The following is a 25726-nucleotide window of genomic DNA, read 5'->3' as shown; positions in this document are numbered from 1 at the left end:
GTGCGCCATGCTGATCATTGCCGTGCTGACCTTTACCGCCCTCATGCTGGCCGCTGGCGCGCTCTTCTTCTGGTGGGTGCCGACAGCCACGGAACAGCGCCTGCAGGCCTTGGCGCCGGCAGCCAGGGAAAGCCATTGGACGGAGACCGCCGTCAAGCTGGTGGGCCCGTTTGCCCAGCTGTCGTCGCCCACCGAAGGCATCGATGCCTCGCCGCTGCGCCTGCGCTTTTTGAATGCGGGCATACGCAATGAGCATGCTCCAATGATTTACTTTGGTATCAAGACGCTGCTGCCGCTGGCTGTGGCATTGACTGTGTATTCGGTCCTCCTCGCTTCCGGTACGACAGAGACATCCCAGCTTCTGCTATTTACCGTGGTGGCATCTCTGATCGCCTGCTATCTACCTAATCTGGTACTGCGCTGGCTGGCCAGGCACCGCAAGCGCGAGATCTTCGAGAACTTTCCCGATGCGGCAGACCTCATGCTGGTCTGCGTGGAGGCCGGCCTGGGCCTGGATGCGGCCCTGGGCAAGGTGACCGAGGAAATCCGCATCAAGAGCGAAGCCCTGGCCGAAGAGCTGCACTGGACCAATCTGGAAATGCGCGCCGGCAGCACGCGAGAGAAAGCCCTGCGCAACCTGGCCGCACGCACCGGCGTGGACGAGATTCACACCTTTACGGCCATGCTCACGCAGGCGGACCGCTTCGGCACCAGCATCGGCGATTCGCTGCGTGTGTTCTCCGAAGACCTGCGCCACAAGCGGCAGATGCGCGCCGAAGAACTAGCCGCCAAGATTCCCACCAAGATGCTGCTGCCGCTGGTGACCTGCATCTTCCCGGCCATCGTGATGGTCGTGCTGGGACCGGCCATCATCCGGATCGTGCGTACCGTCATGCCCATGATTGCGAACGGTTTTTGAGAGCGAGCCTTCAGAAGGTCTCCCACTCGTCGTCTGCAGCCCCTGCAGTCATGCCGACAGGCTTGCCCTTGCTGGCAATGGTGGCCGGCACGCTCGCCGGAGCCTGGCCGGCAGTTGCAGACTTGAGCTTGGCAGGCGCCTTGGTCTGAGGACGCTGCACTGCCGCAGAGGGCTTGGGGACTGATGCAGCAGCTGCACGGGGTGCAGCCTGCTTCGCCACGCTCTGCACCTGCTGGCCGGTCCTGAACACCGACACCACTTGCGACAGGCGGCTGGCCTGCTCCTGCAGCGCCATGGCCGCTGCACTCGACTCTTCGACCAGGGCGGCGTTCTGCTGCGTCATCTGGTCCAGATTGCTCACGGCCTGGTTGACCTGATTGATGCCGTCGCGCTGTTCGGAGGACGAAGCCGTGATTTCGCCGATCAGGTCGCTGACGCGGCGCACGCTGGAGACGATTTCGTCCATGCTGCGGCCCGCCTGCTCGACCTGCTGCGAGCCCGATTGCACGTTGTCCACGCTGGTGGTGATCAGCAGCTTGATTTCCTTGGCCGCTTCGGCGCTGCGTCCGGCCAGGGCCCGCACTTCGCCGGCCACCACGGCAAAGCCGCGGCCCTGCTCGCCGGCGCGGGCCGCTTCGACGGCTGCATTCAATGCCAGGATATTGGTCTGGAAGGCAATGCCGTCGATCACGCCGATGATGTCGGCGATCTTGCGGCTGCTGTCCGTGATCTGCTGCATGCTGTGCACCACCTGCTGCACCACATGGCCGCCCTGCTCCGCCGCCTGGGCCGCGGTGGCGGCCAGCTGGTTGGCCTGGCGGGCCGTGTCGGCCGATTGGGTGACCGTGGCGGTCAGCTGTTCCATGCTGGCCGCAGTTTCCTCCAGGTTGGCCGCAGTCTGCTCGGTACGGGCCGACAGGTCCTGGTTGCCCGTGGCGATCTCGCCCGAAGCAGTGGAGACCGACTCCACGCCCTGGCGCACCTCGCCCACCACGGTGCGCAGGCGCTCGGTCATGGCATTGAGTGCACGCAGCAGCAGGCCGAGTTCATCATGGCGATCATTGCGCACCGTGGCCGTCAGGTCACCTTCGGCAATCTTGTCGGCCAGCGCCACGGCTTCGTTGAGCGGATGGGTGATGGAACGCATCATCAGCACGCCCGCCGTCAGCCCCAGCAGCACGATGAGGCCGCAGACCACGCCGATGATCCAGTAGGCCCGGCCGCGCAGGCTCTCGCCGGCCTGCTCGGCCTGCTGCTTGAGGCGTTCCTGCAACTCGACATAGGCCTGCTGGGAATCGCTGTAGGCCTTGGCGATGGGCGCCATCTTGTCCACCAGGTCGCGTGCGGCAGCGAAATCGCCGGACTTGCGTGCCTCCTGCACGGCACTGTTGACCTCCAGGGTCTTGCGGCGGTTTTCGGACACCTTGGCCAGCTCTGCCTTGGATTCTGGCGACACCGCCAGCTCGGTGACTTTTTTCTGCAGCGCGGTGATGCGTGCAATGCCCTTGTTCATGAGATCGCGCTGGCGCTCCACCAGATGCTCCTCGCTGGACATGGCGGCGACGATGGAGCGGTCCACGCTGGTGTCCGTGAGATCGCGCCATTCGCGTGCCAGCGCGGAACTGGTCTGGGCGCGCTCTATGTCTTCCAGGATGCGGCTGTTGACTTCATGCAGGTAGAAAAGACTGCCGGCGACGACGGCCGCCATGCTCAACAAAAGACCGGTCACTAGCAGCCAGAGCTTGCGTGCAACAGTGAGATGAAGTGACTTCATGAAACAACCAATCCACAAAAAACACGACCAACAGACAACGGCCAGAGACCCGGACCCGGAAGGCTGCGTCCGCCCTGCAGCACGCCTAGCCACTCTTCGTCATAAGCATCTGAATATTAAATATTGTTACAAAATGATGAAGCTCTGCCGCCCGGCAAAACACTGATGCGCTGCCTGCATCGCCAGCTGCCTGCCAGGAGCAGGAAATCCATGATGGCCGCTCACCCAGCCTCGCGGAGGGGGAACCTACAATGGGCTGGTGCCAAATACCTATCTGAATGCCGACCTGCACTGCCACTCCGTGGTATCCGACGGCACCCTCACGCCCGAGCAGCTGGCCCGGCGCGCCGCGGAACGGGGCGTGCAGCTGTGGGCCCTGACCGACCATGACGAGGTCGGCGGGCAGCACCGCGCTGCGCAAGCCGCCCATGCCTGCGGCCTGGACTATCTGACCGGCACAGAAATCTCGGTGAGCTTTGCCGGTTACACCGTGCATATCGTGGGCCTGGGCTTCGATGCCGACGATGCCCAGCTGAGCCAGGGTCTGTATGAGACGCGCAACGGCCGCGGCCCGCGCGCCAAGGAAATGGCGCGCCAGCTGGAACTCGCCGGGATCGCGGGCAGCTACGAGGGCGCGCTGCGCCATGCGGGAAACCCGGAGCTGATCTCGCGCACCCACTTTGCGCGCTACCTGGTGGAAAGCGGTATTTGCAACGATACCTATGAGGTGTTCCGTCGCTTCCTGACCGAAGGCCATCCCGGCTACGTGCCCCATGTCTGGGCCAGCCTGCGCGACGCCGTGCACTGGATCACGGATGCCGGCGGCATGGCCGTGATTGCCCACCCGGCCCGCTATGGCCTGACGGCCAACGAGGAATACGCGCTGTTTTCGGAATTCAAGCAGCATGGCGGCCAGGGCGTGGAAGTCGTCACGGGCAGCCACCATCCGCATGAATACGCCATCTACGCCGACATGGCGCAGGAATTCGGCCTGGCCGCATCGCGCGGCAGCGATTTCCACAGCCCCGAGGAATCGCATACCGATCTCGGCGACCTGCCGCCATTGCCCGCCAGGCTCACGCCGGTATGGGAGCTGCTTCAGGAGCGCATCCAGAGGGCCTGACCGGCCCGCCATCCGCTATTCTTTTCATATTGGTACCGGCCTACAGGATCCCGCTCCATGACCATCCGCTTTGAAGTCTATCCAGAGAACCCGCAGCCCCGCATCATCAAGCAGGCGGCCGAGATGCTGCGCAAGGGTGCCATCATGGCGGTGCCCACGGACTCCAGCTACGCACTGGTCTGCCACCTGGACGACAAGAATGCCGTGGACCGCATCCGCCGCATCCGCCAGATCAACGACAAGCACCATCTGACGCTGCTGTGCCGCGACCTGTCCGAGCTTGCCAACTATGCGCGCGTGGACAACCGGCAGTACCGCCTGCTCAAGCTGGCCACGCCCGGGCCCTACACCTTCATCCTGGAAGCCTCCAAGGAGGTTCCCAAGCGCCTGAGCCACCCTTCGCGCAAGACCATAGGCCTGCGCGTGCCGGACCGCAAGGGCCTGCAGCTGCTGCTGGAGGAACTGGGCGAACCGCTGCTGGCCACCACATTGATTGCGCCCGGAGAGACCGAGCCGCTCAACGATGCCGATGCCATCCTGGAGCGCTTTCCCCATGAACTCGATGCCGTGGTCGATGCCGGCGCCTGCCCGCAGGAGCCGACGACCGTGCTCGATCTGGTGCCCATGGCACTCAACAATCCACCTACCGTCGTGCGCCAGGGCCGCGGCAGCCTGGACAGCATAGGCCTGCAGGCCGATTGAGATCGATCTGCCAGGCCGGCGGCGAGCCTGGCTGGCCGTCAATCAAAAAAAGGGGCTTTTGTCCCTTTTTTTTGATAGCTTGCTGCGCTCATGCAGCAAGCGTTAGAGTCGGTTTTAGCTTCGATTTGCCATCAGGCCGATTCATGCGCCAGTTGCTTGGCCACGGGCCTGGCTGCGGGCTTGCCGCCATCGCGCCGCAGCGCGGCAGGCGCCAGCGCAGGAACCGCAAGGGCAGGCATTGCCGGCGCGTCTTCCTCGTCCAGCTTGAACGCCCCCACGGCCTCCTGCAGGTCCCGGGTACGGGCATTGAGCGCCGCAGCCGCCTGCGTGGCTTGCTGCACCAGCACGGCGTTTTCCTGGTTGGTGCTGTCCATGTGCGCCACGGCCGTGTTCACATGGTCGATGCCTTCGCTCTGTTCCTGCAGGGCATGGGAGATTTCGCCGAGCAGGCCCGTGACCTGGCCCACGGACTGCACGATGTCCTTCATGGTCACGCCAGCCTGGCCCACGAGACCGGCACCGCTTTCCACCTGCGCCACGCTGACGGTGATCAGCTCCTTGATCTGCTTGGCCGCCTCGGCACTGCGCTGCGCCAGCGAACGCACCTCGCTGGCCACCACCGCAAAGCCACGCCCCTGCTCGCCCGCGCGGGCAGCTTCCACCGCGGCATTGAGCGCCAGGATATTCGTCTGGAAGGCAATGCCCTCGATCACCTGGATGATGTCCACGATCTTGCGCGAACTGCCACTGATGGCTTCCATGGTGCTCACCACCTGGCCGACCACCGCGCCGCCGCGCTCGGCCGTGGCCGAAGCCGCTACCGCCAGTCCGCTGGCCGAGCGCGCCCGGTCCGCGTTCTGGCGCACCGTGGCCGTGAACTGCTCCATGCTGGCGGCCGTTTCGGCCAGGGCGCTGACCTGGGCTTCGGTACGGCTGGAAAGATTGGCATTGCCGGCATCGATCTCCCCGGCCGAGACGCCGATGGCGTCGGTGGACTGCTTGATGCGCCCCACCAGCTCGGTCAGCGTGTCTTCCATGGTGCCAAGCGCCGTCAGCAGGCGGCCGAAGTCGCCCTGGGTGTCGGAAGAGAACTCCTGGCTCAGATCACCGGAGGCCACGGTCTCGGCAATCAGAATGGCCTGCCTGAGAGGCTGGACGATGCCGCGGCTCAGGCTGAACCAGGCAAACACGCAGACCAGCAGGGCCACGGCCCCCAGGCCCAATGCCCACCAGCGGGTCTGCGCCACCTCATCCAGCAACCCCTGCCACTGCGCTCCCTGCAACTGGCCCGACTGGCCCGCCTGCAGTCCCTGGGCCACATGGTCCAGCGCCAGCAGGCTCGTACCCGCCAGGCCCAGAACCAGCAAGCCGATGGAACCAAAAGCGATCACGAGCCGCATACCGATCGGCAATCTTGCAAATATTCCCACGATACCTTCCTTGCCTTGAACCCACTGTGCGCCCTTGGGGCCGCCCTACCTGCCGCAGCGTGCATTCACTGACATGCGGACACAAACGCCCGACACTACAGCATCTGTTGCATTTTGCAACAGAAACTTTCCCTAAAGCGCACCGCCCCCGCCGCAACAGCGCGCTCCACTTCCGCTCATCTCCCTGTCTCTCCAGCGACATGGAGCGCCACACGGGCATATCGCAACGCACAGGGGCCGGGTCTGAGACAATCAGTGTGTGGAACTGTCTGAACTTATACAAACCGTACTCATCTACGCCCTGCCGGTGCTGTTCGCCATCACCATCCATGAGGCAGCGCACGGCTATGCGGCACGCCATTTCGGCGACAACACGGCGGCCATGATGGGGCGCATCACGCTCAACCCCATCAAGCACATCGATCCCGTCGGCACCATCCTGATGCCGCTGCTGCTGTACTTCGCCACCTCGGGAGCCTTTCTGTTCGGCTATGCCAAGCCCGTGCCCGTGCGCTTCGACCAGCTGCGCCATCCCAAGCGCGACATGATCTGGGTGGCGCTGGCCGGCCCGGCCTCCAATTTCATGCAGGCGCTGCTGTGGGGCGTTGCGCTGGTCGTGCTCGTGGGCGCAGGCCTGAACGAGCGCTTCTTCCTGGAGATGTGCCGCGCCGGCATTCTGGTCAATCTGGTGATGTGGGCGTTCAACCTGTTTCCGCTGCCGCCGCTGGACGGCGGCCGCATCCTGGTCGGCCTGCTGCCCTGGAAGCAGGCCCATGCCGTGGCCCGCATCGAGCCCTACGGCTTTTTCATCGTCATGGCCCTGGTGATCGCCGGCGTGGTGGGCAGCTACTGGCTGCGCCCGCTGATGAACCTGGGCTACGGCGCCATCGATCTGGTTCTTTCCCCCCTGATTGCCTTGCTGCGCTGAGCGTCAGGCAGTAGACCGACCGTATTTCGCAGACCTTCTGTTATGAGCACCACCCGTTTCCTGACCGGCATCACCCCCAGCGGCACGCCCCATCTGGGCAATTACGCAGGCATGATGCGCCCCGCCATCCTCGCCAGCCGTGCCCCGAATGTGGAGAACTTCTACTTTCTGGCCGACTACCACGCACTGATCAAGTGCCAGGATCCCGACCGCGTCCAGCGCTCGACCATCGAGATCGCGGCCAGCTGGCTGGCCGCCGGCCTGGACCCCGAGCATGTGACCTTCTACCGCCAGTCCGATATCCCGGAGATCCCGGAGCTGACCTGGTTTCTCACTTGCGTGACCGGCAAGGGCCTGCTCAACCGCGCTCATGCCTACAAGGCTTCTGTGGACAAGAACCATGCCGCCGGCGTGGATCCTGACGACGGCGTGACCGCCGGCCTGTTCATGTATCCCGTGCTGATGGGCGCCGACATTCTGGTGTTCAATGCCCAGAAGGTGCCCGTGGGCCGCGATCAGGTGCAGCACCTGGAGATGGCGCGCGACATGGCCTCCAGCTTCAACCACATCTACGGCGGCGACTATTTCACCCTGCCCGAGGCCGTGGTCGAGGAAAGCGTGGCCACGCTGCCCGGCCTGGACGGCCGCAAGATGAGCAAGAGCTACAACAACACCATCCCGCTGTTCGCGCCGCGCGAGCAGCTCCGCAAGCTCATCAACAGCATCACCACCGACTCGCGCGCGCCCGGCGAGCCCAAGGAAGTCGAAGGCTCGGCCCTGTTCCAGATCTACCAGGCCTTTGCCAGCGAAGAGGAAACCGCCGCGCTGCGCCAGCAATATGCCGAAGGCATTGCCTGGGGCGATGCCAAGCAGGTGCTGTTCGAGCGCATCGACCGCGAGATCGCGCCCATGCGCGAACGCTATGAATACCTGATCTCCCACCCGCAGGAGCTGGAAGACATTCTGCAGGCCGGCGCCGCCAAGGCCCGCAAGCTCGCCACGCCGCTGCTGCGCGAGCTGCGCAGCGCCGTGGGCCTGCGCAACCTGGCCAGCACGGCGGCCCAAAAGAGTGCCAAGGCCGCCAAGTCTGCCCTGCCGCAGTTCAAGCAGTACCGCGAGACGGACGGGCTCTTCTACTTCAAACTCGTGGCCGGCGACGGCCGGCTGCTACTGCAGAGCCAGGGCTTCACGGCCCCCAAGGACGCCGGACAGAGCATCGCCAGGCTGCAGCGCGAAGGCGCGGCAGCCCTCTCGGACCTGCAGGACCGGCTGCAGCCGGTGGACGGCGTGGCCGAAGCACAGGTGCTGTCGGCGCTGCAACAGCTGCGCGAGGCGGCCGAGCAGTAAAGTTAGACTGCACAACGGAGGACAGCCCGCCGCAAGCATGGCGGGCCCTATCGGAAACCTCGCTTTTTTGCGGAAGGGAATATCAATGCGTATTGCTGCCTTGGACGACGATCCTTTGCAACTGGACATGCTGGTCCAGGTGGCGACGGAAAGCGGTCATAGCTGCCACACCTACCTCAAGGGGGCCGCATTGCAGCAGGACCTGCGCCGCGAAAGCTTCGATCTGCTGATCGTGGACTGGCAGCTGCCCGACATGCAGGGCACGGATCTGGTGCGCTGGGTGCGCAGCCAGGTCAGCAAGGAGCTGCCCATCCTCTTCATCACCTTCCGCAGCGAAGAATCGGACATCATCGAAGGCCTGGCCTGCGGCGCCGACGATTTCATGATCAAGCCCGTGCGCGCCGGCGAGCTGCGCGCGCGCATTGCGGCGCTGCTGCGCCGCGCCTATCCCGTTCCGGCGCAAAGCGTGCTGGAGTTCGGCCCCTACCGTTTTCTCACCGCGACCAACAGCATCGAGATCAACGGCCAGCCCGTGGACGTCACGCACCGCGAATACACGCTGGCGCTGACGCTGTTCCAGAACCAGGGCCGCCTGCTGTCGCGCGACCATCTGCGCGAGGTGGTCTGGGGCCACAACTCCGAAGTGCAGTCGCGCTCGCTGGATACCCATGTCTCGCGCCTGCGCACGCTGCTGAACTTGCGGGCCGGCCAGCCCTATGCGATCTCGGCCGTCTACGGCTATGGGTACCGGCTGGACGTTCCCGATGCCGGCGATTCTGCCCCGGCTGCAGCCAGCGCCTAAGCGCAGCAGCGGCCTGGCGGCGGATCCGTTGCCCGGTCGTTTCCCTCATCCCCACCCCTACCGCCTCATGCCACCAACCGCCTTCCCTCCGAGCTTTCCACGCCCAACGCTGCAGCGCCCGCTGCGCGGCCGGCCCTGGCTGGCAGTTGAGCTGGCCGCAGGGCTGACCGGCCTGGGCAGCCTGCTGGCCAGCACCGCAGCGCTGGCGCAGATCACGCCCCTGCCGCGCGGCGGCGACGTGATTGCGCACCGGGTGGTGGCTGGAGACACGCTGGAGCAGCTCGCGGCCCGCTATCTGGGCGACTACCGCCAGTGGTCGGCGCTGCAAAGCCACAACAAGGTTCCCGATCCTTACCGCCTGCGCCCCGGCTCGGTGCTGGAGATCCCGCTGAACCTGCTGCGTGCGGCAACCGCCTCGGTGGAATTCGTGCATGGCGACGTGCGCTCGCGCTCGCTCAGCCATCCGGGCGACGCCGGCGCGGGCCAGCCCGTGCAGCCCCTCGTACAGAAAGGCCAGTTGCTGCAGGAAGGCGACTCGCTCAAGCTGGCGCCGGACTCCTTTGTCGCCGTCAAGCTGGCCGACGGCTCGCTGGTGCGCGTGCAGGCCGAATCCGAAGTGCAGCTGCGCCAGATGCGCCGCAAGGGCCGCGCCGGCACGCTGCAATCGGTGCTGGATCTGCGCGAAGGCGCCCTGGAGGCTTCGGTCCCCAAGCAGGCCAATGGCGAGCGCCGCTTCGAGGTGCGTACGCCGGCGGCCTCCACCAGCGTGCGCGGCACCCGTTTTCTGGTGTTCAACGATGCCGATGGCCGCACGGCTGCCGCGGTGGACGAAGGCTCGGTGGCCGTGCGCGCGGGCCAGCCCTCGGCATTGCTGCATCCGGGCCAGGGTGTCTCCGTCACGGCCGACGGCCGGGTGAGCGCCCCCCGCAAGATGCTGCCGGCCCCCGACGTTTCTGCGTGGCCGCAGCTGGCCGAGGATGCAAGCTGGGTCAGCCTGCCCCTGCCAACCCTGCCTGGCGCCGTACGCTATCAGGTCCAGCTGGCGCAGGATGCGTCCATGGACCAGGTGATACGCAGCGGACTCTTCAGCCAGTCGCCGGCGCGCCTGACCGGCGTGGACGATGGCAACTATGTGGTCGCCATCCGCGCGCTGGATGCCAACGGCATCCCCGGCGCACGCAGCCTACATTCTTTGCGCGTCAAGGCCCACCCGGTGCCGCCGCTGTACGAGTCGCCTGCGGCCGATGCCACCATCGGCCTGGGACAGACCGGCCTGAGCTGCACCAAGGTGGCGGAAGCCTCGGCCTACCGCATCCAGGTCGCGGCCGCCGACGGCGACTTCGCGCAGCCCCTGGTCGATGCCTCCGCGCTCCAGGACTGCGCATTGCCGGCCGAGGCACTGGCCGGGCTAGCCCCGGGCGCCTACCGCTGGCGCGCCGCCAGCCTGCGTACCCTGGCGGACGGCCGCATCGACCAGGGCCCGTTTGCCGCCGCGCAGGCCGTGAAGCTGGCCCCGCCGCCCCCCCAGCCGTCCGGCGATGCCCTGCAGATGGGCGGAGGTCCTGGTGAAGGCAGCCGCACCATCCGCTGGAGCGGCGAGCCGGGCCAGCGCTACCACATCGTTGTCGCCAACGATCCCGGCTTTGCCGCGCCGCTGGTGGACACCTGGGTGGATGAGCCGCAGTGGAGCACGCATGAGCTGCCCGGCGGGTCCTACTACCTGCGCCTGCAGGTACAGGACAGCAACGGGCTGCGCAGCAATTTCTCGGCCGCGCGCCAGTTCCAGACCGGCAGCTGGGTCACCGACGGCGGCGGCCAGATGCTGACTTCCGGCGATGGAGCACGGCTGCAGCGCCAGCAACCTTGAACCTCCTGCGCGCTCGCTCATAAAAAAGGAGCTGCTACCGCTTGCCGCCACATGACTTCGGTGATCCATTACATTGAAGTCCAATGAATACAGGCGCCAGCAGCTCCTTTTTTTCAAACAGCCAGAGCAAACACCATGTCCGAGCCCACCGCCGACGAACCACTCAGCCGTCGCCAGAGCTTGCGCAAGGATTGGCTATGGCTTAGCGCCTTTCTGCTGGCACTGGTCTACTGGCTCAGCGGACCGGGCCAGCTAGCCCGCGTGAACGGGCTGATCCAGGACACCTCCAACTGGCTGCACCAGCGCCAGGCCTCCAGCGACATCGTCATCGTCGCCATCGACGATGCCAGCATCGCCGCGATAGGCCGCTGGCCCTGGCGCCGCGCCCTGCATGCGGCCGTGCTGGAGCATGTGGCCAAGGGTGCGCCGCGCGCCATCGGCATGGACGTGGTCTTCAGCGAAGAAGACCTGGACTACCCCGGCGACGACCTGCTGCTGCAGCGCGCGCTGCAGCACAGTGGCAAGGTGGTGCTGCCCATCACGCGCAATGCGCCAGGCCTGTCCATGCCGCCGCTGCAAAGCCTGGCGCAATCGGCCGCGGCGCTGGGCCATACGCAGCTGCCCGTCGATGCCGACGGCGTGGTGCGCCGCTTCTACGCCCAGGAGGGCGAAAAGCCCTGGTGGCACATGGCCATGAGCCTGCACTGCGTGGGACAGAGCGGACACGCCTGCACAGGCGCCGATGCGCCAGCCGGTGCGGCTCCCACCGCCGCCTGGCAGCGCCGCCAGGCACGGATCATCGCCTTTGCGCATGCCGCGCAGGACCGGCAGCGGCAACACCTGTCGCCCTTTGCCACCTACTCCTATATCGACGTTCTGCGCGGCGACATCCCGGCTGCGGCCTTTCGTGGCAAATACGTGCTCATCGGGGCCACCGCCGCAGGCCTGGGCGAGAAGTTCACCGCGCCGCTGCGCACCAGCACACGGCCCATCTCCAACGTGGAGATGCTGGCCCACATCCTCAACGGCGTGCTGCAGGACACGCACCTGGAGCTGGCCTCGCCCACGCTCAACCGGGCGCTCAATCTCGTTCCCGTGGCGCTGGGCCTGCTGGCTCTGGCCTGGCTCGGCCCCTCAGGCGGACTGATCGCCTGCACCGCGCTGGCTTTTACCTGCCTGCTGGCTGCGGGCCTGTTGCCGCGCTGGACCCAGATTCAGACGGCGCCGGCCGCGGCACTCATGGGACTGGCCCTGGCCTATCCGCTCTGGAGCTGGCTGCGCCTGCGCGCTGCCGCCCGCTTTCTGGCCATGGAACTGCGCGACCTGCAAAGCCAGGGCCTGCCCGTGCTGCCCGCAGGCGCACTGACCGTGGACGCGCTGGACCAGCGCATTGCCGCCGTGGAACAGGCCTCGCACCAGTTGCGCGCCTTGCACCACTTCGTCAGCGAAAGCCTGCGCCAGCTGCCGTCGGCCACCTTTGTCAGCGACCGGCAGGGCCGTCTGCTGCTGGCCAATGCCGCAGCCCATGCCTACGCCCAGAGCCTGGGCCATGCGCTGCAGGCAGGCGATGATCTGCCGCGCGTGCTGGGCGGCCTGTCCGGCCAGAGCAGGGACAACGCACATCACAACACCCCCATGCAGCCGCTGCTGACCCGCGAAGCGCTGCAGCAAGGACTGCTGCCGCCGCAAAGCGAAGGGCGCGACGCCCAGGGCCGCGCGCTCATGCTGCTGTCGCAGCCTTTCCAGGCGCCGCCCACCTCGGGCTGGCTGCTCACCCTGGTCGACATCAGCGACCTGCGCAGCGCCCAGGCCCAGCGCGACCAGGCCATGCAGTTCATCTCGCACGACATCCGCACGCCCATAGGCGCCATCATCACCCTGCTCGAAATGCAGCGCTCTCCTTCCGATCCCACGGCAGATACCGGCGACAGCGCTGCGCTGCTGCAGCGCATCGAAAGCTATGCCCATGCCTCGCTGCAACTGGCCGACGATTTCGTGCACCTTGCCCGGGCGCAGGAACAGAGCCTGCGCAGCGAAGCCCTGGATCTGGGCCTGCTCGCCGACCAGGCCGTGGCCGACTGCTGGGCCTTGGCGCAGAAGCAGGGCATGGCGCTGCAGATGGCACTGCCCGAGCATGAGGCCCTGGTACAGGGCGATCCCGGCCTGCTGCACCGCGCCGTCGTCAATCTCCTGAGCAATGCCATCAAGTACGGCAAGCCGCCGCAGGCAGATGCCGGCGCCACCGTGGAATGCTCCATCGTGCACTCCCCCGGCTTCTGGGGCGTGGCCGTGCGCGATCACGGCACTGGCATGGACAAGCAGGCACTGGCCCGCCTGAGCCAGCCTTTCGAGCGCCTGCAGCAGCACCGCCGCACGGACGGCGTGGGCCTGGGCCTGGCCTTTGTCCGCACCGTGGCCGAGCGCCATGGCGGCCGGCTCCAGATCACCAGCCAGCCCGGGCAAGGCAGCTGCTTCACGCTGCTGATCCCGCAGGCCTGAAGCAGGTCTTTTTTGACAGCGACAGAAACGAAAAAGCCTTGAAGTCTTTCGACTTCAAGGCTTTGCGTTTTGGTGCGGCTGGCAGGAATCGAACCCACGACCCCTTGGTTCGTAGCCAAGTACTCTATCCAGCTGAGCTACAGCCGCAATACGATGTATTCTAGCAGCAGTCCCGAGGCCTCCAGACCAAACTGCAAACTTTTTCGCAAAAGAACAAAGAAAAAGCCTGCTGACATGGCGCCAGCAGGCTTGAGCATTGTCTGGTAGGGCGTGGCGGACTTGAACCGACGACCAAGGGATTATGAGTCCCCTGCTCTAACCAACTGAGCTAACGCCCCAACACCGGCAGCTGCCGAAAAAAACTCCGCTATTGTAGGGCCTAACGCTTGTGGCTCAAGGCATTGCTCACCAGTTTGGACGTGATGTCCACAATCTGGATCATCTTGTCGTAGTGCATGCGCGTGGGACCGATCACGCCCAGCGTCCCGACGACCTGGCCATCGAGTTCATAAGGCGCGCTGACCACGGACAGTTCCTCGAACGGCACGGTCTGGCTTTCGCCGCCGATGTAGATGCGCACGCCCTCGGCCTGGCTGGAGAAGTCGAGCAGACGTAGGATCTGGGTCTTCTGCTCGAACAGGTCGAAGGCGCGCCGCAGATTGCCCATGTCGCTGGAGAAATCGCTGACCGACAGCAGGTTGCGTTCGCCGGCGATCACCACATCCTCCTTCTCGTTGCCGCTCATCACTTCTGCGCCGACATTCACGGCCGCCTGCATGAGCTGGGCCACTTCACCGCGCAACCGCTCCACCTCGCCCTTGATGCGCGTGCGCACCTCTTCCATGGCCAGGCCTGCATAGTTGTGGTTGAGGAAATTCGCGGCCTCGATGAGCTGGGACGCCGTGTAGTCCACATCGGTGAAGATCACGCGGTTCTGCACATCGCCTTCGGGCGAGACAATGATGACCAGATAGCGGCGCTCGGAAAGACGCACGAACTCAATGTGCTTGAACACCGAGCTGCGGCGCGGCACCATGACCACGCCCACGAATTGCGAGAGGTTGGACAGCAGGTTGGCCGCATTGGCAATGACCTTCTGCGGCTGCTCTGGCATGAGTTCGGGCGCCACAAAGCCGGCACGGTCCACGGTGAGCATGGTGTCCACGAATAGCCGGTAGCCCCGGGCCGTGGGGATGCGACCCGCAGACGTGTGCGGACTGGCGATCAGCCCCAGCTCTTCCAGGTCTGCCATCACATTGCGTATCGTGGCAGGCGACAATTCGAGGCCGGACGCGCGGGAAAGGGTGCGCGAGCCCACCGGTTGGCCGTCGGCGATATAACGCTCGATCAGCGCTTTGAGCAGTAACTTGGCACGTTCGTCGAGCATGTAATGATTTTAATGATGTAATTTCCCAAATGACATCCACGTTCCGCCACGTCGCCTTGATAGGCAAGTACCACGCACCCAGCGCGGGTGCGCCGTCGGAAAGCGCCAGCAACGCGCTGCAAAGGATCGCCGCCCATCTGCGCGGTCTCGGCCGCGAGGTAGTGCTGGATACGCAATCGGCCATCTACTCGGGCCTGTCCGATTATCCGAGCATGGATGTCGACGGCCTGGGGCGCCACTGCGACCTCGGCCTGGTCGTGGGCGGCGACGGCACCATGCTGGGGGTGAGCCGCCATCTCGCACGGTATGGCACGCCGCTGATCGGCATCAACCAGGGCCGGCTGGGCTTTGTGACCGACATTGCGCTGGATGATTTCGAAGCCACGATCACGCCCATGCTGGACGGCGAATACGAAGAGGACGAGCGCCCCCTGATGCAGGCCCGCGTGATGCGCGACGGGCAATGCGTGTTCGAGGCCCTGGCCATGAACGACGTGGTGGTCAACCGCGGCTCGACCTCGGGCATGGTGGAACTGCGCGTGGAAGTCGGTGGCCGCTTTGTCTCCAACCAGCGCGCGGACGGACTGATCGTGGCCACGCCCACGGGTTCCACGGCCTATGCGCTCTCTGCAGGCGGCCCCATGCTGCACCCCTCGATTCCGGCCTGGGTCATGGTGCCGATCGCGCCGCACAACCTCTCCAACCGCCCCATCGTGCTTTCCGATGCCGAGGAAGTGATGATCGAGGTCGTTGGCGGCCGGGATGTCAGCGCCAATTTCGACATGCAGTCCCTGGCCTCGCTGCAGCACGGCGACCGCATCCTGGTGCGCCGCGCAGACCACAGCGTGCACTTTCTGCACCCCAAGGGCTGGAATTACTATGCCACCTTGCGCAAGAAACTGGGCTGGAACGAAGGAGGCACCTGACCATGGCGCTCAAGCGCATTGTTCTGCGTGACTTCGTGATCGTGCAGTCCCTGGATCTGGACTGGCACAGCGGCTTTACGGTACTGACCGGTGAGACCGGCGCCGGCAAATCCATTCTGATCGATGCCTTGCAGCTGGTGCTGGGCAGCCGGGCCGACGCCGATGTGGTGCGCGAAGGCTGCAGCCAGGCGGACATCTGCGCCGAATTCGATTGCCCCCCACGTCTTGTGCCCTGGCTGCAGGAAGCGGGCTTTGCCAACGAAGAACAATTGCTGCTCAGGCGCACCATCGACAGCCAGGGCCGCAGCCGCGCCTGGATCAATGGCACGCCGGCCACGGCCACGCAGTTGCGCCACCTCGGCGACCAGCTGCTGGACATTCACGGACAGCATGCCTGGCACAGCCTGACGCGGCCCGATGCGGCCCGGTCCATGCTCGACACCTATGGCGCCATCGACACCGGCGAAATCCGTCAGCTGTGGAGCGACTGGCACCAGGCGCACCAGGCGCTCGAGCATGCGATTGCCGCGCAGGACAATCTGCAGCGCGAGCGCGAGCGCCTGCAGTGGCAGATTTCCGAGCTCGACAAGCTCTCCCCGCAAGCCGACGAATGGGATGAGCTCAACGCCCAGCACACGCGCCTGTCCCACGCCCAGACGCTGATGGACACGGCCCAGCACTGCCTGCAGTTGCTGGAGGACGACGAATCGGGCGCCTCCAGTCCGCTGGCACGCGCCCATCACCTGCTGCAGGACCAGGAGCATCTGGAGCCCGATTTCCAGGGCATCTCCGACGTGCTGGGCTCCTGCGTGGCACTGCTGCAGGATGCCCGCCACTCGCTGCAGGCCTATCTGCGCCGCGCCGACCTGGACCCCGAGCTGCTGGCCGATCTGGACGCCCGCCTGTCGCAGTGGATGCAGCTGGCCCGCCGCTACAAGCGCACCCCGCAGGAGCTGCCTGCCTTGCTGGAGGGCTGGCGGCAGGAGCTGCGCCAGCTGGATGCGGCCGTCGACATCGACGGCCTGCGCCTGGCGGAGCAGACCGCGCACCAGCGCCTCATGGCCAGTGCCCGCCATGTTTCGCAGCAGCGTGCGCTCGCCGCGCCGCGGCTTTCCCATGCCATCACCCAGGCCATGCAGGGACTGGGCATGAAGGGCGGGAGGTTCGAGGTGCAGCTGAGCAATACGGAAGCCCCGGGGCCGACCGGAGTCGACAGCGTCGGTTTTCTGGTCGCAGGCCATCCCGGCTCGACGCCCAAGCCGATCGCCAAGGTCGCTTCAGGCGGCGAGCTGTCGCGCATCTCGCTGGCCATCGCAGTCACCACCAGCGAACTTGGCGAGGCCCCGACGCTGATCTTCGACGAGGTCGATTCGGGCGTGGGCGGAGCCGTGGCCGAGACCGTGGGCCGGCTGATGCATTCGCTGGGCGCATCGCGCCAGGTGCTGGCCGTCACCCATCTGCCGCAGGTGGCGGCCCATGCCGACCACCATTACCAGGTGGCCAAGAAGGCCGAGACCCATGCCACGGTCAGCCATGTCCGGCCGCTGACGGGCCAGGACCGCGAAACCGAGCTGGCGCGCATGCTGGGCGGCGAGCATCTGTCGCAGGCAACCATGGCCCATGCCCGAGAAATGCTGACCATGGCAAGATTGGCACCTCGTACGGGCCAGCCGGCATCCGCACGCCCGCGCCAGGGCACCCGCGCAGGCCATGCTGGCGCGGCACCGTCCAGATCGGCCAAGCCGGCTCCTGCATCACACCAGGCGCCCAGAAAATCCAGAGGAGAGTGAAGCCATGTCATTGGAGATTATTCTGATCACAGGCATGTCCGGGTCGGGAAAATCCGTGGCTTTGCATGCGCTGGAGGACGCCGGTTACTACTGCGTGGACAACCTTCCGCCCGAACTGCTGCTGTCGTTCGTGGAGCTGCAGCACAAGCTGCACGGCAGCAAGGTGGCCATCGCCATGGATGCGCGCAGCGCGGCCGCCCTGCCGCAGTTGCCGGCGCAGCTGGAGCGGCTGCAGAACCTGGGGCTGATGCCCTACTTCATCTTTCTCGATGCTTCGACCAACACGCTGGTCAAGCGCTTCTCGGAAACGCGCCGGCGCCACCCGCTGTCCCAGGACAAGCTGGCCACCGAACGGCAGGCGCTGGAGCAGGACATCGAGACAGAGCGCGAGCTGCTGGGCAGCCTGCGTGACAAGTCGCTGGTGCTGGATACCAGTGACCTCAAATCCTCCCAGCTGCAGACCTATATCAAGCAGCTCATCGCCGCGCCCACCAGCCAGATGACGCTGGTCTTCCAGTCCTTCGGCTTCAAGCACGGCCTGCCCATGGACTCGGACTACGTCTTCGATGTGCGCATGCTGCCCAACCCCCACTACGAGACGGCGCTGCGGCCGCTGACAGGACTGGACTGGCCTGTCATCCAGTATCTGACCCAGCAGCCCCAGGTGCTGCAGATGCAGCAGGACATCCAGACTTTCCTGGAGCGCTGGCTCAATGTGCTGGCACAGAACCACCGCAGCTATGTCACGGTCGCCATCGGCTGCACCGGCGGCCAGCATCGCTCCGTGTATCTGGTCGAAGCGCTGGCCAAGCATTTCGGCCCCCACTGGCCCACGCTGCGCAGGCACCGCTCGCTGGACTTCCACGACAAGCTCGCCCTGCCCATGGGCGGCGATGCCGCTGCGGCTTCCAGCTGACCGGCCATACGCTGGAGCGGCCGACCATGCCCCGTGTTCTGCTTCTCGAAGACGATCCTGCGATTGCACGCACCATCTGCTACACGCTGGAGCGCGACGGCATTGCCGTCACCCACTGTCTGCTGATGGCCGATGCCAGGCAGCAATGGAGGCAGCATGCCTTCGATCTTTTGCTGCTTGACGTGGGCCTGCCCGACGGCAACGGCCTGGACTGGTGCCGCGATCTGCGCGCCGCCGGCGCCACGGTGCCGATGCTGGTCCTCAGCGCACGCGGCGAGGAGATGGACAAGGTGCTAGGCCTGGAACTCGGGGCCGATGACTATCTGAGCAAGCCTTTCAGCCCCCGCGAGCTGCTGGCCCGCTGCAGGGCCATGCTGCGGCGCCTGCAGCAATACCGCCAGCCCGCCCTACCTGCCGCCACCGGGGCCTCCATCGAAGTCGATACCCCAGGCCAGCGTGTCCTGGTCTGCGGCCTGCCGTTGGACCTGACGCGCCGCGAATACCAGCTGCTGCAATGCCTGATGCAGGGACGTGGGCGCATTCTGAGCCGCGAATTCCTGCTGGAACAGGTCTGGGGCCTGGACAGCGAAAGCACCGACCGCACCGTGGACACCCATGTCAAGACGCTGCGGGCCAAGCTGCGCGAGCACCTGCCCCAGCAGGATGTCATCGTCACCCACCGGGGCCTGGGCTACAGCTTCAGCCCCGAGGCATAACGCCATGCGCCTGGGCCTGAGGCTGTTCTTCGCATTTTTTCTGATCAACGGCCTGGCGGCCTTTTTTGTGCTGCGCGTATTCATGGTCGAAATCAAGCCCAGCGTGCGCAAGGTGACCGAAGACACCTTGGTCGAAGCGGCCTATGCACTGGCTGCGCTGGCCAGCACCGACATGGCCAGCGGCGCGCTGCAGCGCGGCAGCGACAGCCTTTTTGCGCAGCAGTTGGCCGGCTACACCCAAAAGCCGGTGCAGGCCTGGATCTGGGACACGCGCAAGAGCCGACTGGACATGCGCATCACGGTCACGGACCGGCAGGGCATGGTGCTGTTCGATTCGACCGGCAAGGACCTGGGGGCGGACTATTCGCGCTGGCGCGACGTGTACCGCACGCTGCGGGGCGAGTATGGCGCGCGCACCACGCGCGATGTACCCGAGGATGAAGCCAGCAGCGTGATGTACGTCTCCGCCCCCATTCTGGTCGATGGGCAGATTGCCGGCGTGCTGACCGTCTCCAAGCCCTCGCGCTCGGTCCAGAGAATCGTCGACAGCGCCGAGCGCAAGATTGCGCGCGGCGGCCTGCTGTTCGTGCTGCTGTCCGCCGGCGTCGGCTGCGCCGTCACCTGGTGGTTCGTCTTGCATGTGCGCCGCCTGCGCAGCTATGCCCAGCAGGTGCAGGGGCCCACGCTCAACGAAGCCGCCTCCACCGCGGCCACTGCGCCCGTTGCCGTGCCCCAGATGCCCGGCGAACTGGGCGAACTGGCGCAGGCCATGGACAACATGCGCAAGCGCCTGGAAGGCCGCGACTACATCGAAGGCTATGTGCGCGCACTCACCCACGAGCTCAAGAGTCCGGTCGCGGCGATCCGCGGCGCAGGCGAGCTGCTGCAGGAGGATCTGCCAGCGCAGGATAGGGAGCTTTTCGCGCAGCAGGTGCTGGACCAGTGCGAGCGCCTGCAGAACCTCGTCGATCAGCTGCTGCAGCTCAGCCGCTTGGAGCAGCGCCAGCAGCTGCATGCCGCACGCTGCAGCCTGCAGCAATGCGCCCGGCAGGCCATGGACCAGATCGCGAGCACCGCGCAGCAGCGCGGCATCGGACTCGAACTCGAAGGTCCGGACAGTACAGGCCCATGGGAACAGGGCCTGGTGGTGCTGGCCATCAGCAACCTGCTGCAGAACGCCATGGATTTCGCGCCGCCTCAGAGCGCCATCCACGTTCTCCTGGGCCCGCAGACCATCACCGTTGCAGACCAGGGCCCCGGCGTCTCGGACAGCCTGGTGCCCCGGCTGGGCGAGCGCTTCTTCACCACGCCAAGGCCCGACGGCCGGCGCAGCGGCACAGGCCTGGGCCTGTCCATCGTGCTGCGCATCATGCATCTGCATGGCGGCAGCATGCATGTCCGCAACACCTGCCCCGGGTTGAGTGTGACACTGGACTTCTCCCGCATGGACGGCGAGAGGCACTGAGCCCGGACTTCACGTTCGCTTCACAAACTTCATCTCCAGCGCACGCAAGGCATCGAGACTGCCCCCCGTCAACCAATACCGGGAGCCTTGATGAAAAACCGATTGCTGTTCAAGACAGCCGCGCTGCTGATGGTGCTGGCCCTGCTGATGGCCGGCCTGTCCATGATCCAGGATGTGGTCCGGGACCGCATCCGCAACAGGAACCATGCGGTGCAAAGCGTGGTTGCCAGTCTTGCTGGGCCGCAGACCCTGATCGGTCCCGCCCTGGTGCAGAGCTGCACCGAAACCACCAGCGTGCCCAACGGCCGCAAAACGGAGTACACGACCCGCGAGTTCCAGCGCATCTTGCTGCCCGATACGCTGCGGCACGATGCCGATGCCAATATGGAAGAGCGCTCGCGCGGACTGCACCGCATCAACGCTTACGTGCTGCACGACAAGCTGCGCGCCAGCTTTGCCAATGCCGGAAGCTACCTGGATCTGCCGGCTTCCAGCTCGCCCGGTGCCGAAGTGCGCTGCAAGAACCTGCATATCGCCTTTGCCCTTACCGATCCGCGCGGCATGCGCAGCGCCGCCATCACGGCCAACGGCCACGCCCTCGACGTGGAGCCCGGCACGCCGCTGGAACGCTTCGGCAAGGGCCTGCAGGCGCCCATCGATCCCAAGCTGCTGGCCAGGGGGCAGGCATTGGAAATTGACATGAAGCTGGAGCTGGTGGGCACGGAAAGCCTGGCTTTCACCCCTCTGGGCACCGACAACCAGGTCACGTTGACGGCGGACTGGCCCCACCCTTCGTTCGGCGGCAGCTTTCTGCCCACACGCCGGGAGATCGGCGGCCACGGATTCACCGCCAGCTGGAATCTTTCCGCCCTGGCTTCCTCGGCCCAGCAAGCCTTCACACGCCAGCAGGCGCTGTGCCGCGCGGATCGCGCCGAGCCACCGGACGACTACGCCGCAGAGACCGCCGCTGCCGCAGGCGCCGCCGATGCCCCTTGCCTGGAAACCATGGATACCGGCTTCATCAGTCCCGTCAACCCCTATTCGCTGAGCGACCGCGCCAGCAAATACGGCCTGCTGTTCGTGGTGCTGACCTTTGTCGCCGTCGGCCTGTTCGAAGTGCTGCAGAAACTGCGCGTCCACCCCGTGCAATACCTGCTGGTCGGCTCGGCGCTGAGCAGCTTTTTCCTGCTGCTGATTGGCCTGTCCGAGCACCTGGGCTTTGCCACAGCCTATGCGGTGGCCGCCAGCGCCTGCGTCGCGCTGCTGGCCTATTACGCCAGCCACATGCTGGGCAGCGTAAGGCGCGGCCTGCCGCTGGCCGCCGGCATTGCCATGCTGTACGGCCTGCTGTACGTGCTGCTACAGCTGGAGCAGACCGCCCTGGTCGTGGGATCCATCGCCCTGTTTGCCGTGCTGGCCCTGGTCATGGTCTGCACGCGCCGCGTGGACTGGTATGCCTTTGGCGCCACTTCAGCGCAGGTCCCTGCCAGGGAGGCTGCATGACGGCCATCGCCTTTGCCCCTGCGGAGCCCCGGGGCCCGCAGCCGGATGCCATGGCGCTCCAAATGGAGCAATGCCGTCGGCAATGGCATGCAGCGCTGCAGGCGCATGACCGCGCGCAGCTGAAAGCGCTGCGTACCCGGCTGATTGCCGAGGGCCGCCAGGCCGAACGCCATCTGGCCCTGCCCGGCATGCGCGAGCAATGGCTGGCCTGGCTGCAGTTGCGCTGCGCGCTGGTCATCCCGCGCAGCCGGTTCTAGCCTTTGGTCAAGGCCGGAGTTCGGAATCCAGCAGCTTGCGCACGGGTGCGGGCAGACCCAGGCCATCCCAGACGGACGGACTGGCCCAGCACGCATGATCGGCCTCCGAAGCCATGGCCGCTGGCGCCTGCCCCACGGATACCCGCACCGGATGCAGGTGCAGATCCTTGTGCGTCAGCACATGCACAAAGGCCGGCAGCTCCTGCCAGGCGGCTTCGGCCACATGCCAATGCGCATGCGCAAAGCGCCGCAGATCCTCATGGCTCTTGAAGGCGGGCGGGCTGTAGAGCCCGGCCCAGATGCCGGCTCCCGGGCGCTTGTGCAGCCAGACCCGGCCTTCGGCGTCCACGGCCAGCAGCAGCCACCAGGATTCGGCGCTTCTCTTGAGCTTGCGCGTCTTGACCGGATAGCTCTCGGGGTTGCCGGCACGCCCAGCCCGGCATTCGGACAGCAGCGGGCAGACCAGGCAGCTGGGCTTGCGCGGCATGCAGATGCTGGCACCCAGGTCCATCATGCCCTGCGTGTAGCGGGGCATGGCTTGCGCCAGATCCTCGGTGGGGCACAGCTGCTGCGCATGGTCCCACAGCACGCGCTCGTTCCTGGCCTGGGCCAGGTCGGCATCGAAGGCCAGCACGCGCGTGAGCACGCGCCGCACGTTGGCATCCAGGATGGGCACGCGCTCGGAAAAGCAGAACGCGGCAATGGCACCGGCCGTGGACCGGCCTATGCCCGGCAAGGTGGCCAGTTCCTCGGCCGTGCGCGGAAAGGCACCGCCCCATTCCTGCATCACGGCTTGCGCGCAGCGGTGCAGATTGCGGGCCCGGCTGTAGTAGCCCAGCCCGCTCCATAGCGCCAGCACCTCGTCCTGCGAAGCCGCGGCAAGGCTGGCCACATCGGGAAAGGCATCGAGAAAGCGCTGGTAGTAGCCCAGCACCGTGCCGACCTGGGTCTGCTGCAGCATGATTTCGGACAGCCAGACGCGGTAGGGATCGCGGGTTTGCTGCCAGGGCAGATGGTTGCGCCCATGAGTGGCCTGCCACTGCACGACGGCGGTGGCAATCGACGGAAGATTCAAGATTTCAAGCTACCAGGGTAATGTCCAGCGGCACGGAGGACGCCGGCGCATATTCTTTGAGCGGCGACAGCAGCTGCGCCGCAGCGCATGCCAGCTGTGTCTGCATGGCAGTGAGCTGCGTGTCTGACGTCTCGATTTCGGCAATGCGTTCTTCCAGCCCCGTGGCCGCATGCTGTATGCGGTCCACCGCCTCCAGGCGGCGCGAGAAGCTGCGCTTGCGTTCCTTCAATTGTGCATCGAGCGGCGCGGTGACCGATTTGCTCCACAAATCCACATCGTTGGCGGCCGACTCGAACACCGTGCGCAGCCGCATGGCCAGCGCCTTGATCAGCCGCTGGGAAAAGGCGGCATTGCTGAGCTTGAGCACCTGGCCCAGGCCCAGGTATTGGGTGTAGCTGGCCTCGATGCGGCGCAGGTCGTCGGTGAAGTCGGGCAGCAGCAGCGGGGGCGGCATCTGCAGCGAAAAACCGGATTCCGCATTGAGCTCCTTGTAGGTCGCGCTCATCATGGCCTGGATGTCGGCAGCCTGGGAGTGCGCACGCTCGGCCACGATGTGCAGCCGCTCGAAAGTCTCGGCATACACCTTGCGGGCGCCGAGCTTGAGGCCGCGCTGCTCCAGCGCATCCTTGAGCTCGCCCAGCTCGCGCTTGAGGCTGCCGGAGCTGAGCTGATGGAACAGGGCCTTGAGCATGCGCATGTGCACGGTACGCAGCGCCTGTATCTTGGCCGTGCTCCGCTCGAATTCGCGCTGCTCGGTCTCGATGCGGCTGCGCATGCTGGCGATGACCGTGGCATTCTTGCCGCGCAGGCTCTGCAGCTCGGCCATCTGGTCGTCGAGGTCGCGGCGGCGGATGTTGAGCACGCGCTCCACCTCCTGGCGCAGCTGCTGCACGTTGGCGGCCACCGCCGCCTGCAGCACCCTCTGGCGCTGACCCATGATGCCGTGGGCCAGCATGTTCTCGAAAGCCGGCAGCCCGCTGGCCTGCAGCAGCGGCTGGTTGCCGCTCACCTTGGCCACCAGGCCCTTCTGGGCCGACACCGGCAGCACGCGCTCGACGGCCACGCCGAGCATCTGCGCCGAATCCTCGCGCTGGCGCCTGAGCTGGGCCTGCACCTGCGGGCCCGAACTCAGCGAATCCCACAGCGTATCGATCTTGTTGAGCACCACCAGCCGCGAAGCAGCCTGCGCACCCGCGCCTTGCCCCGCATCGACAGGCACAGGGTCCTGGGCCAGCACATGGTCGCGCCATATGGACAGGTCCGACTTGGTCACGCCCGTGTCGGCTGCCAGCACGAAGACCACCGCATGGGCCTGCGGAATGAGGTTGACGGTCAGCTCGGGCTCGGCACCCACGGCGTTCAGGCCCGGTGTGTCGAGAATCACCAGGCCCTGCTTGAGCAGCGGATGGGGCATGTTGATCAGCGCATGGCGCCAGCGCGGCACTTCCACCAGGCCGTGCGCGTCGCGCTGCGGATTGTCGGCGCCGTCCTCGTCGTGCCAGAAGCCCCAGGCGCGCGCCTGCTCCACCGTCACCTTGCGCACTTCGGCCACCTTGGTCAGCGTGTCGGCGATCTGCTGGGCATTCGAGACATCCAGCGGATGGTGCATCCAGGCTTCGCCGCGCATGCGCCACTGGCCCAGGCTTTCGGGCGATTCGCGCGTATCGATGGGCAGCAGCCGCAGGCCCGGCGGGTGCTCGGCATCCCAGCCCAGCTCGGCCGGACACATGGTGGTGCGGCCCGCGCTGGCCGGCATGAGCCGGCGCCCGTACTGGGCAAAGAAGATGGCGTTGATGAGCTCGGACTTGCCGCGCGAGAATTCGGCCACGAAGGCCACCATCACCTTGTCGCTGCGCACCTGGGCCTCCAGGCGCTGCAGGCGTTCCTGGACGGCGGCATCCAGCAGGTCCTGGCCGGCCAGCCATTCGCGCAGCGCATTCAGCTGCTGGGCAAAGCCTCTGCGCCAGGCACCGAATTGGTCGAATTGCTCGTTAAATGATGGTCCCACCGGAATCCCCTGCGACTGGGTTGTACTCAGACCGTGTTGACGATCTCTGGGACGGTGCACACATCCCGCCAGCGGGCTTTGCGCCCGCCTGCGCAAAATATAGCATCGCCGTCCCGGGTGCCCTTGCATTCCAAGCCCTGCACTGCGGGGGAAAGGTCCGGCTTTTCCAGGCATTCCGCCACGGCCCGCAAGGCACCAGTCTCTGCAGGACAGCGCTGCTGCGCTTGGAGCATGATGCTATTGAATCAAGAGCACCTTGCGCCTGCCATCTTTCATTTATAGATGGTTTCCA

The 25726-nt window shown here is 65.9% G+C and carries 20 protein-coding genes and 2 tRNA genes; 15 read left to right on the top strand and 7 right to left on the bottom strand.

Going from position 1 to position 25726, the window contains the following annotated elements:
- Nucleotides 1-7 precede the first annotated feature (7 nt).
- Complete coding sequence (locus V8Z74_RS01785) at nt 8-919, top strand: type II secretion system F family protein (RefSeq protein ID WP_349707605.1); 912 nt, start codon at nt 8-10, stop codon at nt 917-919.
- A gap of 10 nt (nt 920-929) precedes the next feature.
- Here V8Z74_RS01785 and V8Z74_RS01780 read toward each other — a convergent pair whose 3' ends face one another.
- Nucleotides 930-2693: a methyl-accepting chemotaxis protein gene (locus V8Z74_RS01780; protein ID WP_349707604.1), complete on the bottom strand. Its 1764-nt coding sequence runs from the start codon at nt 2691-2693 to the stop codon at nt 930-932.
- Nucleotides 2694-2952: 259 nt separating this feature from the next.
- Here V8Z74_RS01780 and V8Z74_RS01775 point away from each other — a divergent pair, with 259 nt between their 5' ends.
- Nucleotides 2953-3816, top strand: coding sequence for a 3',5'-nucleoside bisphosphate phosphatase (locus tag V8Z74_RS01775; protein WP_349707603.1), 864 nt, complete (start codon nt 2953-2955; stop codon nt 3814-3816).
- Nucleotides 3817-3873: 57 nt separating this feature from the next.
- Entirely contained in the window at nt 3874-4518 is a 645-nt protein-coding gene (locus tag V8Z74_RS01770) for an L-threonylcarbamoyladenylate synthase (RefSeq protein ID WP_066473158.1), read from the top strand.
- Between the two features lie 131 nt (nt 4519-4649).
- Here V8Z74_RS01770 and V8Z74_RS01765 read toward each other — a convergent pair whose 3' ends face one another.
- Nucleotides 4650-5918: a methyl-accepting chemotaxis protein gene (locus V8Z74_RS01765; RefSeq protein WP_349707808.1), complete on the bottom strand. Its 1269-nt coding sequence runs from the start codon at nt 5916-5918 to the stop codon at nt 4650-4652.
- Between the two features lie 289 nt (nt 5919-6207).
- Here V8Z74_RS01765 and V8Z74_RS01760 point away from each other — a divergent pair, with 289 nt between their 5' ends.
- From V8Z74_RS01760 to V8Z74_RS01740, 5 genes are all read left to right on the top strand, one after another.
- Nucleotides 6208-6876: a site-2 protease family protein gene (locus V8Z74_RS01760; RefSeq protein ID WP_349707602.1), complete on the top strand. Its 669-nt coding sequence runs from the start codon at nt 6208-6210 to the stop codon at nt 6874-6876.
- A gap of 42 nt (nt 6877-6918) precedes the next feature.
- Complete coding sequence (locus tag V8Z74_RS01755) at nt 6919-8223, top strand: tryptophan--tRNA ligase (protein WP_349707601.1); 1305 nt, start codon at nt 6919-6921, stop codon at nt 8221-8223.
- Nucleotides 8224-8308: 85 nt separating this feature from the next.
- Complete coding sequence (locus V8Z74_RS01750; RefSeq protein ID WP_349707600.1) at nt 8309-9025, top strand: response regulator transcription factor; 717 nt, start codon at nt 8309-8311, stop codon at nt 9023-9025.
- A gap of 67 nt (nt 9026-9092) precedes the next feature.
- Nucleotides 9093-10892, top strand: a complete 1800-nt coding sequence (locus tag V8Z74_RS01745; RefSeq protein WP_349707599.1) for a FecR family protein — start codon at nt 9093-9095, stop codon at nt 10890-10892.
- A 135-nt stretch (nt 10893-11027) separates the two neighbouring features.
- On the top strand, nt 11028-13391 hold the full coding sequence (locus V8Z74_RS01740) for a CHASE2 domain-containing protein (protein WP_349707598.1): 2364 nt from the start codon (nt 11028-11030) through the stop codon (nt 13389-13391).
- 70 nt (nt 13392-13461) lie between these two features.
- On the opposite strand, the gene V8Z74_RS01735 is transcribed toward V8Z74_RS01740, so the two are convergent.
- The 3 genes from V8Z74_RS01735 to hrcA all read right to left on the bottom strand — a co-directional run bounded on the left by V8Z74_RS01735 (nt 13462) and on the right by hrcA (nt 14778).
- Nucleotides 13462-13538 (bottom strand) — tRNA-Arg (locus tag V8Z74_RS01735).
- Between the two features lie 114 nt (nt 13539-13652).
- Nucleotides 13653-13729 (bottom strand) — tRNA-Ile (locus tag V8Z74_RS01730).
- Nucleotides 13730-13770: 41 nt separating this feature from the next.
- Nucleotides 13771-14778 carry a heat-inducible transcriptional repressor HrcA gene (gene hrcA / locus V8Z74_RS01725; protein ID WP_066473175.1) on the bottom strand — a complete coding sequence of 336 codons (1008 nt, stop codon included), beginning with the start codon at nt 14776-14778 and terminating at the stop codon, nt 13771-13773.
- A 29-nt stretch (nt 14779-14807) separates the two neighbouring features.
- Between hrcA and V8Z74_RS01720 the strand changes: the two genes are divergently transcribed.
- The 7 genes from V8Z74_RS01720 (at nt 14808) to V8Z74_RS01690 (ending at nt 22351) form a co-directional block, all read left to right on the top strand.
- Nucleotides 14808-15704, top strand: a complete 897-nt coding sequence (locus tag V8Z74_RS01720; protein WP_066473178.1) for an NAD kinase — start codon at nt 14808-14810, stop codon at nt 15702-15704.
- 2 nt (nt 15705-15706) lie between these two features.
- Complete coding sequence (gene recN, locus V8Z74_RS01715) at nt 15707-17494, top strand: DNA repair protein RecN (protein WP_349707597.1); 1788 nt, start codon at nt 15707-15709, stop codon at nt 17492-17494.
- A gap of 4 nt (nt 17495-17498) precedes the next feature.
- Nucleotides 17499-18410, top strand: a complete 912-nt coding sequence (gene rapZ / locus V8Z74_RS01710; protein ID WP_066473181.1) for an RNase adapter RapZ — start codon at nt 17499-17501, stop codon at nt 18408-18410.
- A gap of 26 nt (nt 18411-18436) precedes the next feature.
- The gene (gene creB, locus V8Z74_RS01705; protein WP_349707596.1) at nt 18437-19126 is read left to right on the top strand and encodes a two-component system response regulator CreB; all 690 of its coding nucleotides are present in this window, start codon (nt 18437-18439) and stop codon (nt 19124-19126) included.
- 4 nt (nt 19127-19130) lie between these two features.
- Nucleotides 19131-20591 carry a two-component system sensor histidine kinase CreC gene (creC, locus tag V8Z74_RS01700; RefSeq protein ID WP_349707595.1) on the top strand — a complete coding sequence of 487 codons (1461 nt, stop codon included), beginning with the start codon at nt 19131-19133 and terminating at the stop codon, nt 20589-20591.
- A gap of 90 nt (nt 20592-20681) precedes the next feature.
- On the top strand, nt 20682-22094 hold the full coding sequence (creD, locus tag V8Z74_RS01695) for a cell envelope integrity protein CreD (protein ID WP_349707593.1): 1413 nt from the start codon (nt 20682-20684) through the stop codon (nt 22092-22094).
- A complete protein-coding gene (locus V8Z74_RS01690; RefSeq protein ID WP_066473190.1) occupies nt 22091-22351 on the top strand; it encodes a hypothetical protein in 261 nt (86 codons plus the stop codon). Before creD ends, V8Z74_RS01690 begins: the two co-directional genes overlap by 4 nt.
- Nucleotides 22352-22358: 7 nt before the next feature.
- Here V8Z74_RS01690 and mutY read toward each other — a convergent pair whose 3' ends face one another.
- The gene (gene mutY / locus V8Z74_RS01685; protein WP_349707592.1) at nt 22359-23426 is read right to left on the bottom strand and encodes an A/G-specific adenine glycosylase; all 1068 of its coding nucleotides are present in this window, start codon (nt 23424-23426) and stop codon (nt 22359-22361) included.
- A 4-nt stretch (nt 23427-23430) separates the two neighbouring features.
- Entirely contained in the window at nt 23431-25434 is a 2004-nt protein-coding gene (locus tag V8Z74_RS01680; protein ID WP_349707591.1) for a dynamin family protein, read from the bottom strand.
- Between the last annotated feature and the right edge of the window lie 292 nt (nt 25435-25726).

The organism is Comamonas sp. w2-DMI, assembly GCF_040187735.1.
Classification (GTDB): Bacteria; Pseudomonadota; Gammaproteobacteria; order Burkholderiales; family Burkholderiaceae_C; genus Comamonas; species Comamonas terrae.
This window is presented reverse-complemented; position numbering and strand designations above follow the sequence as displayed.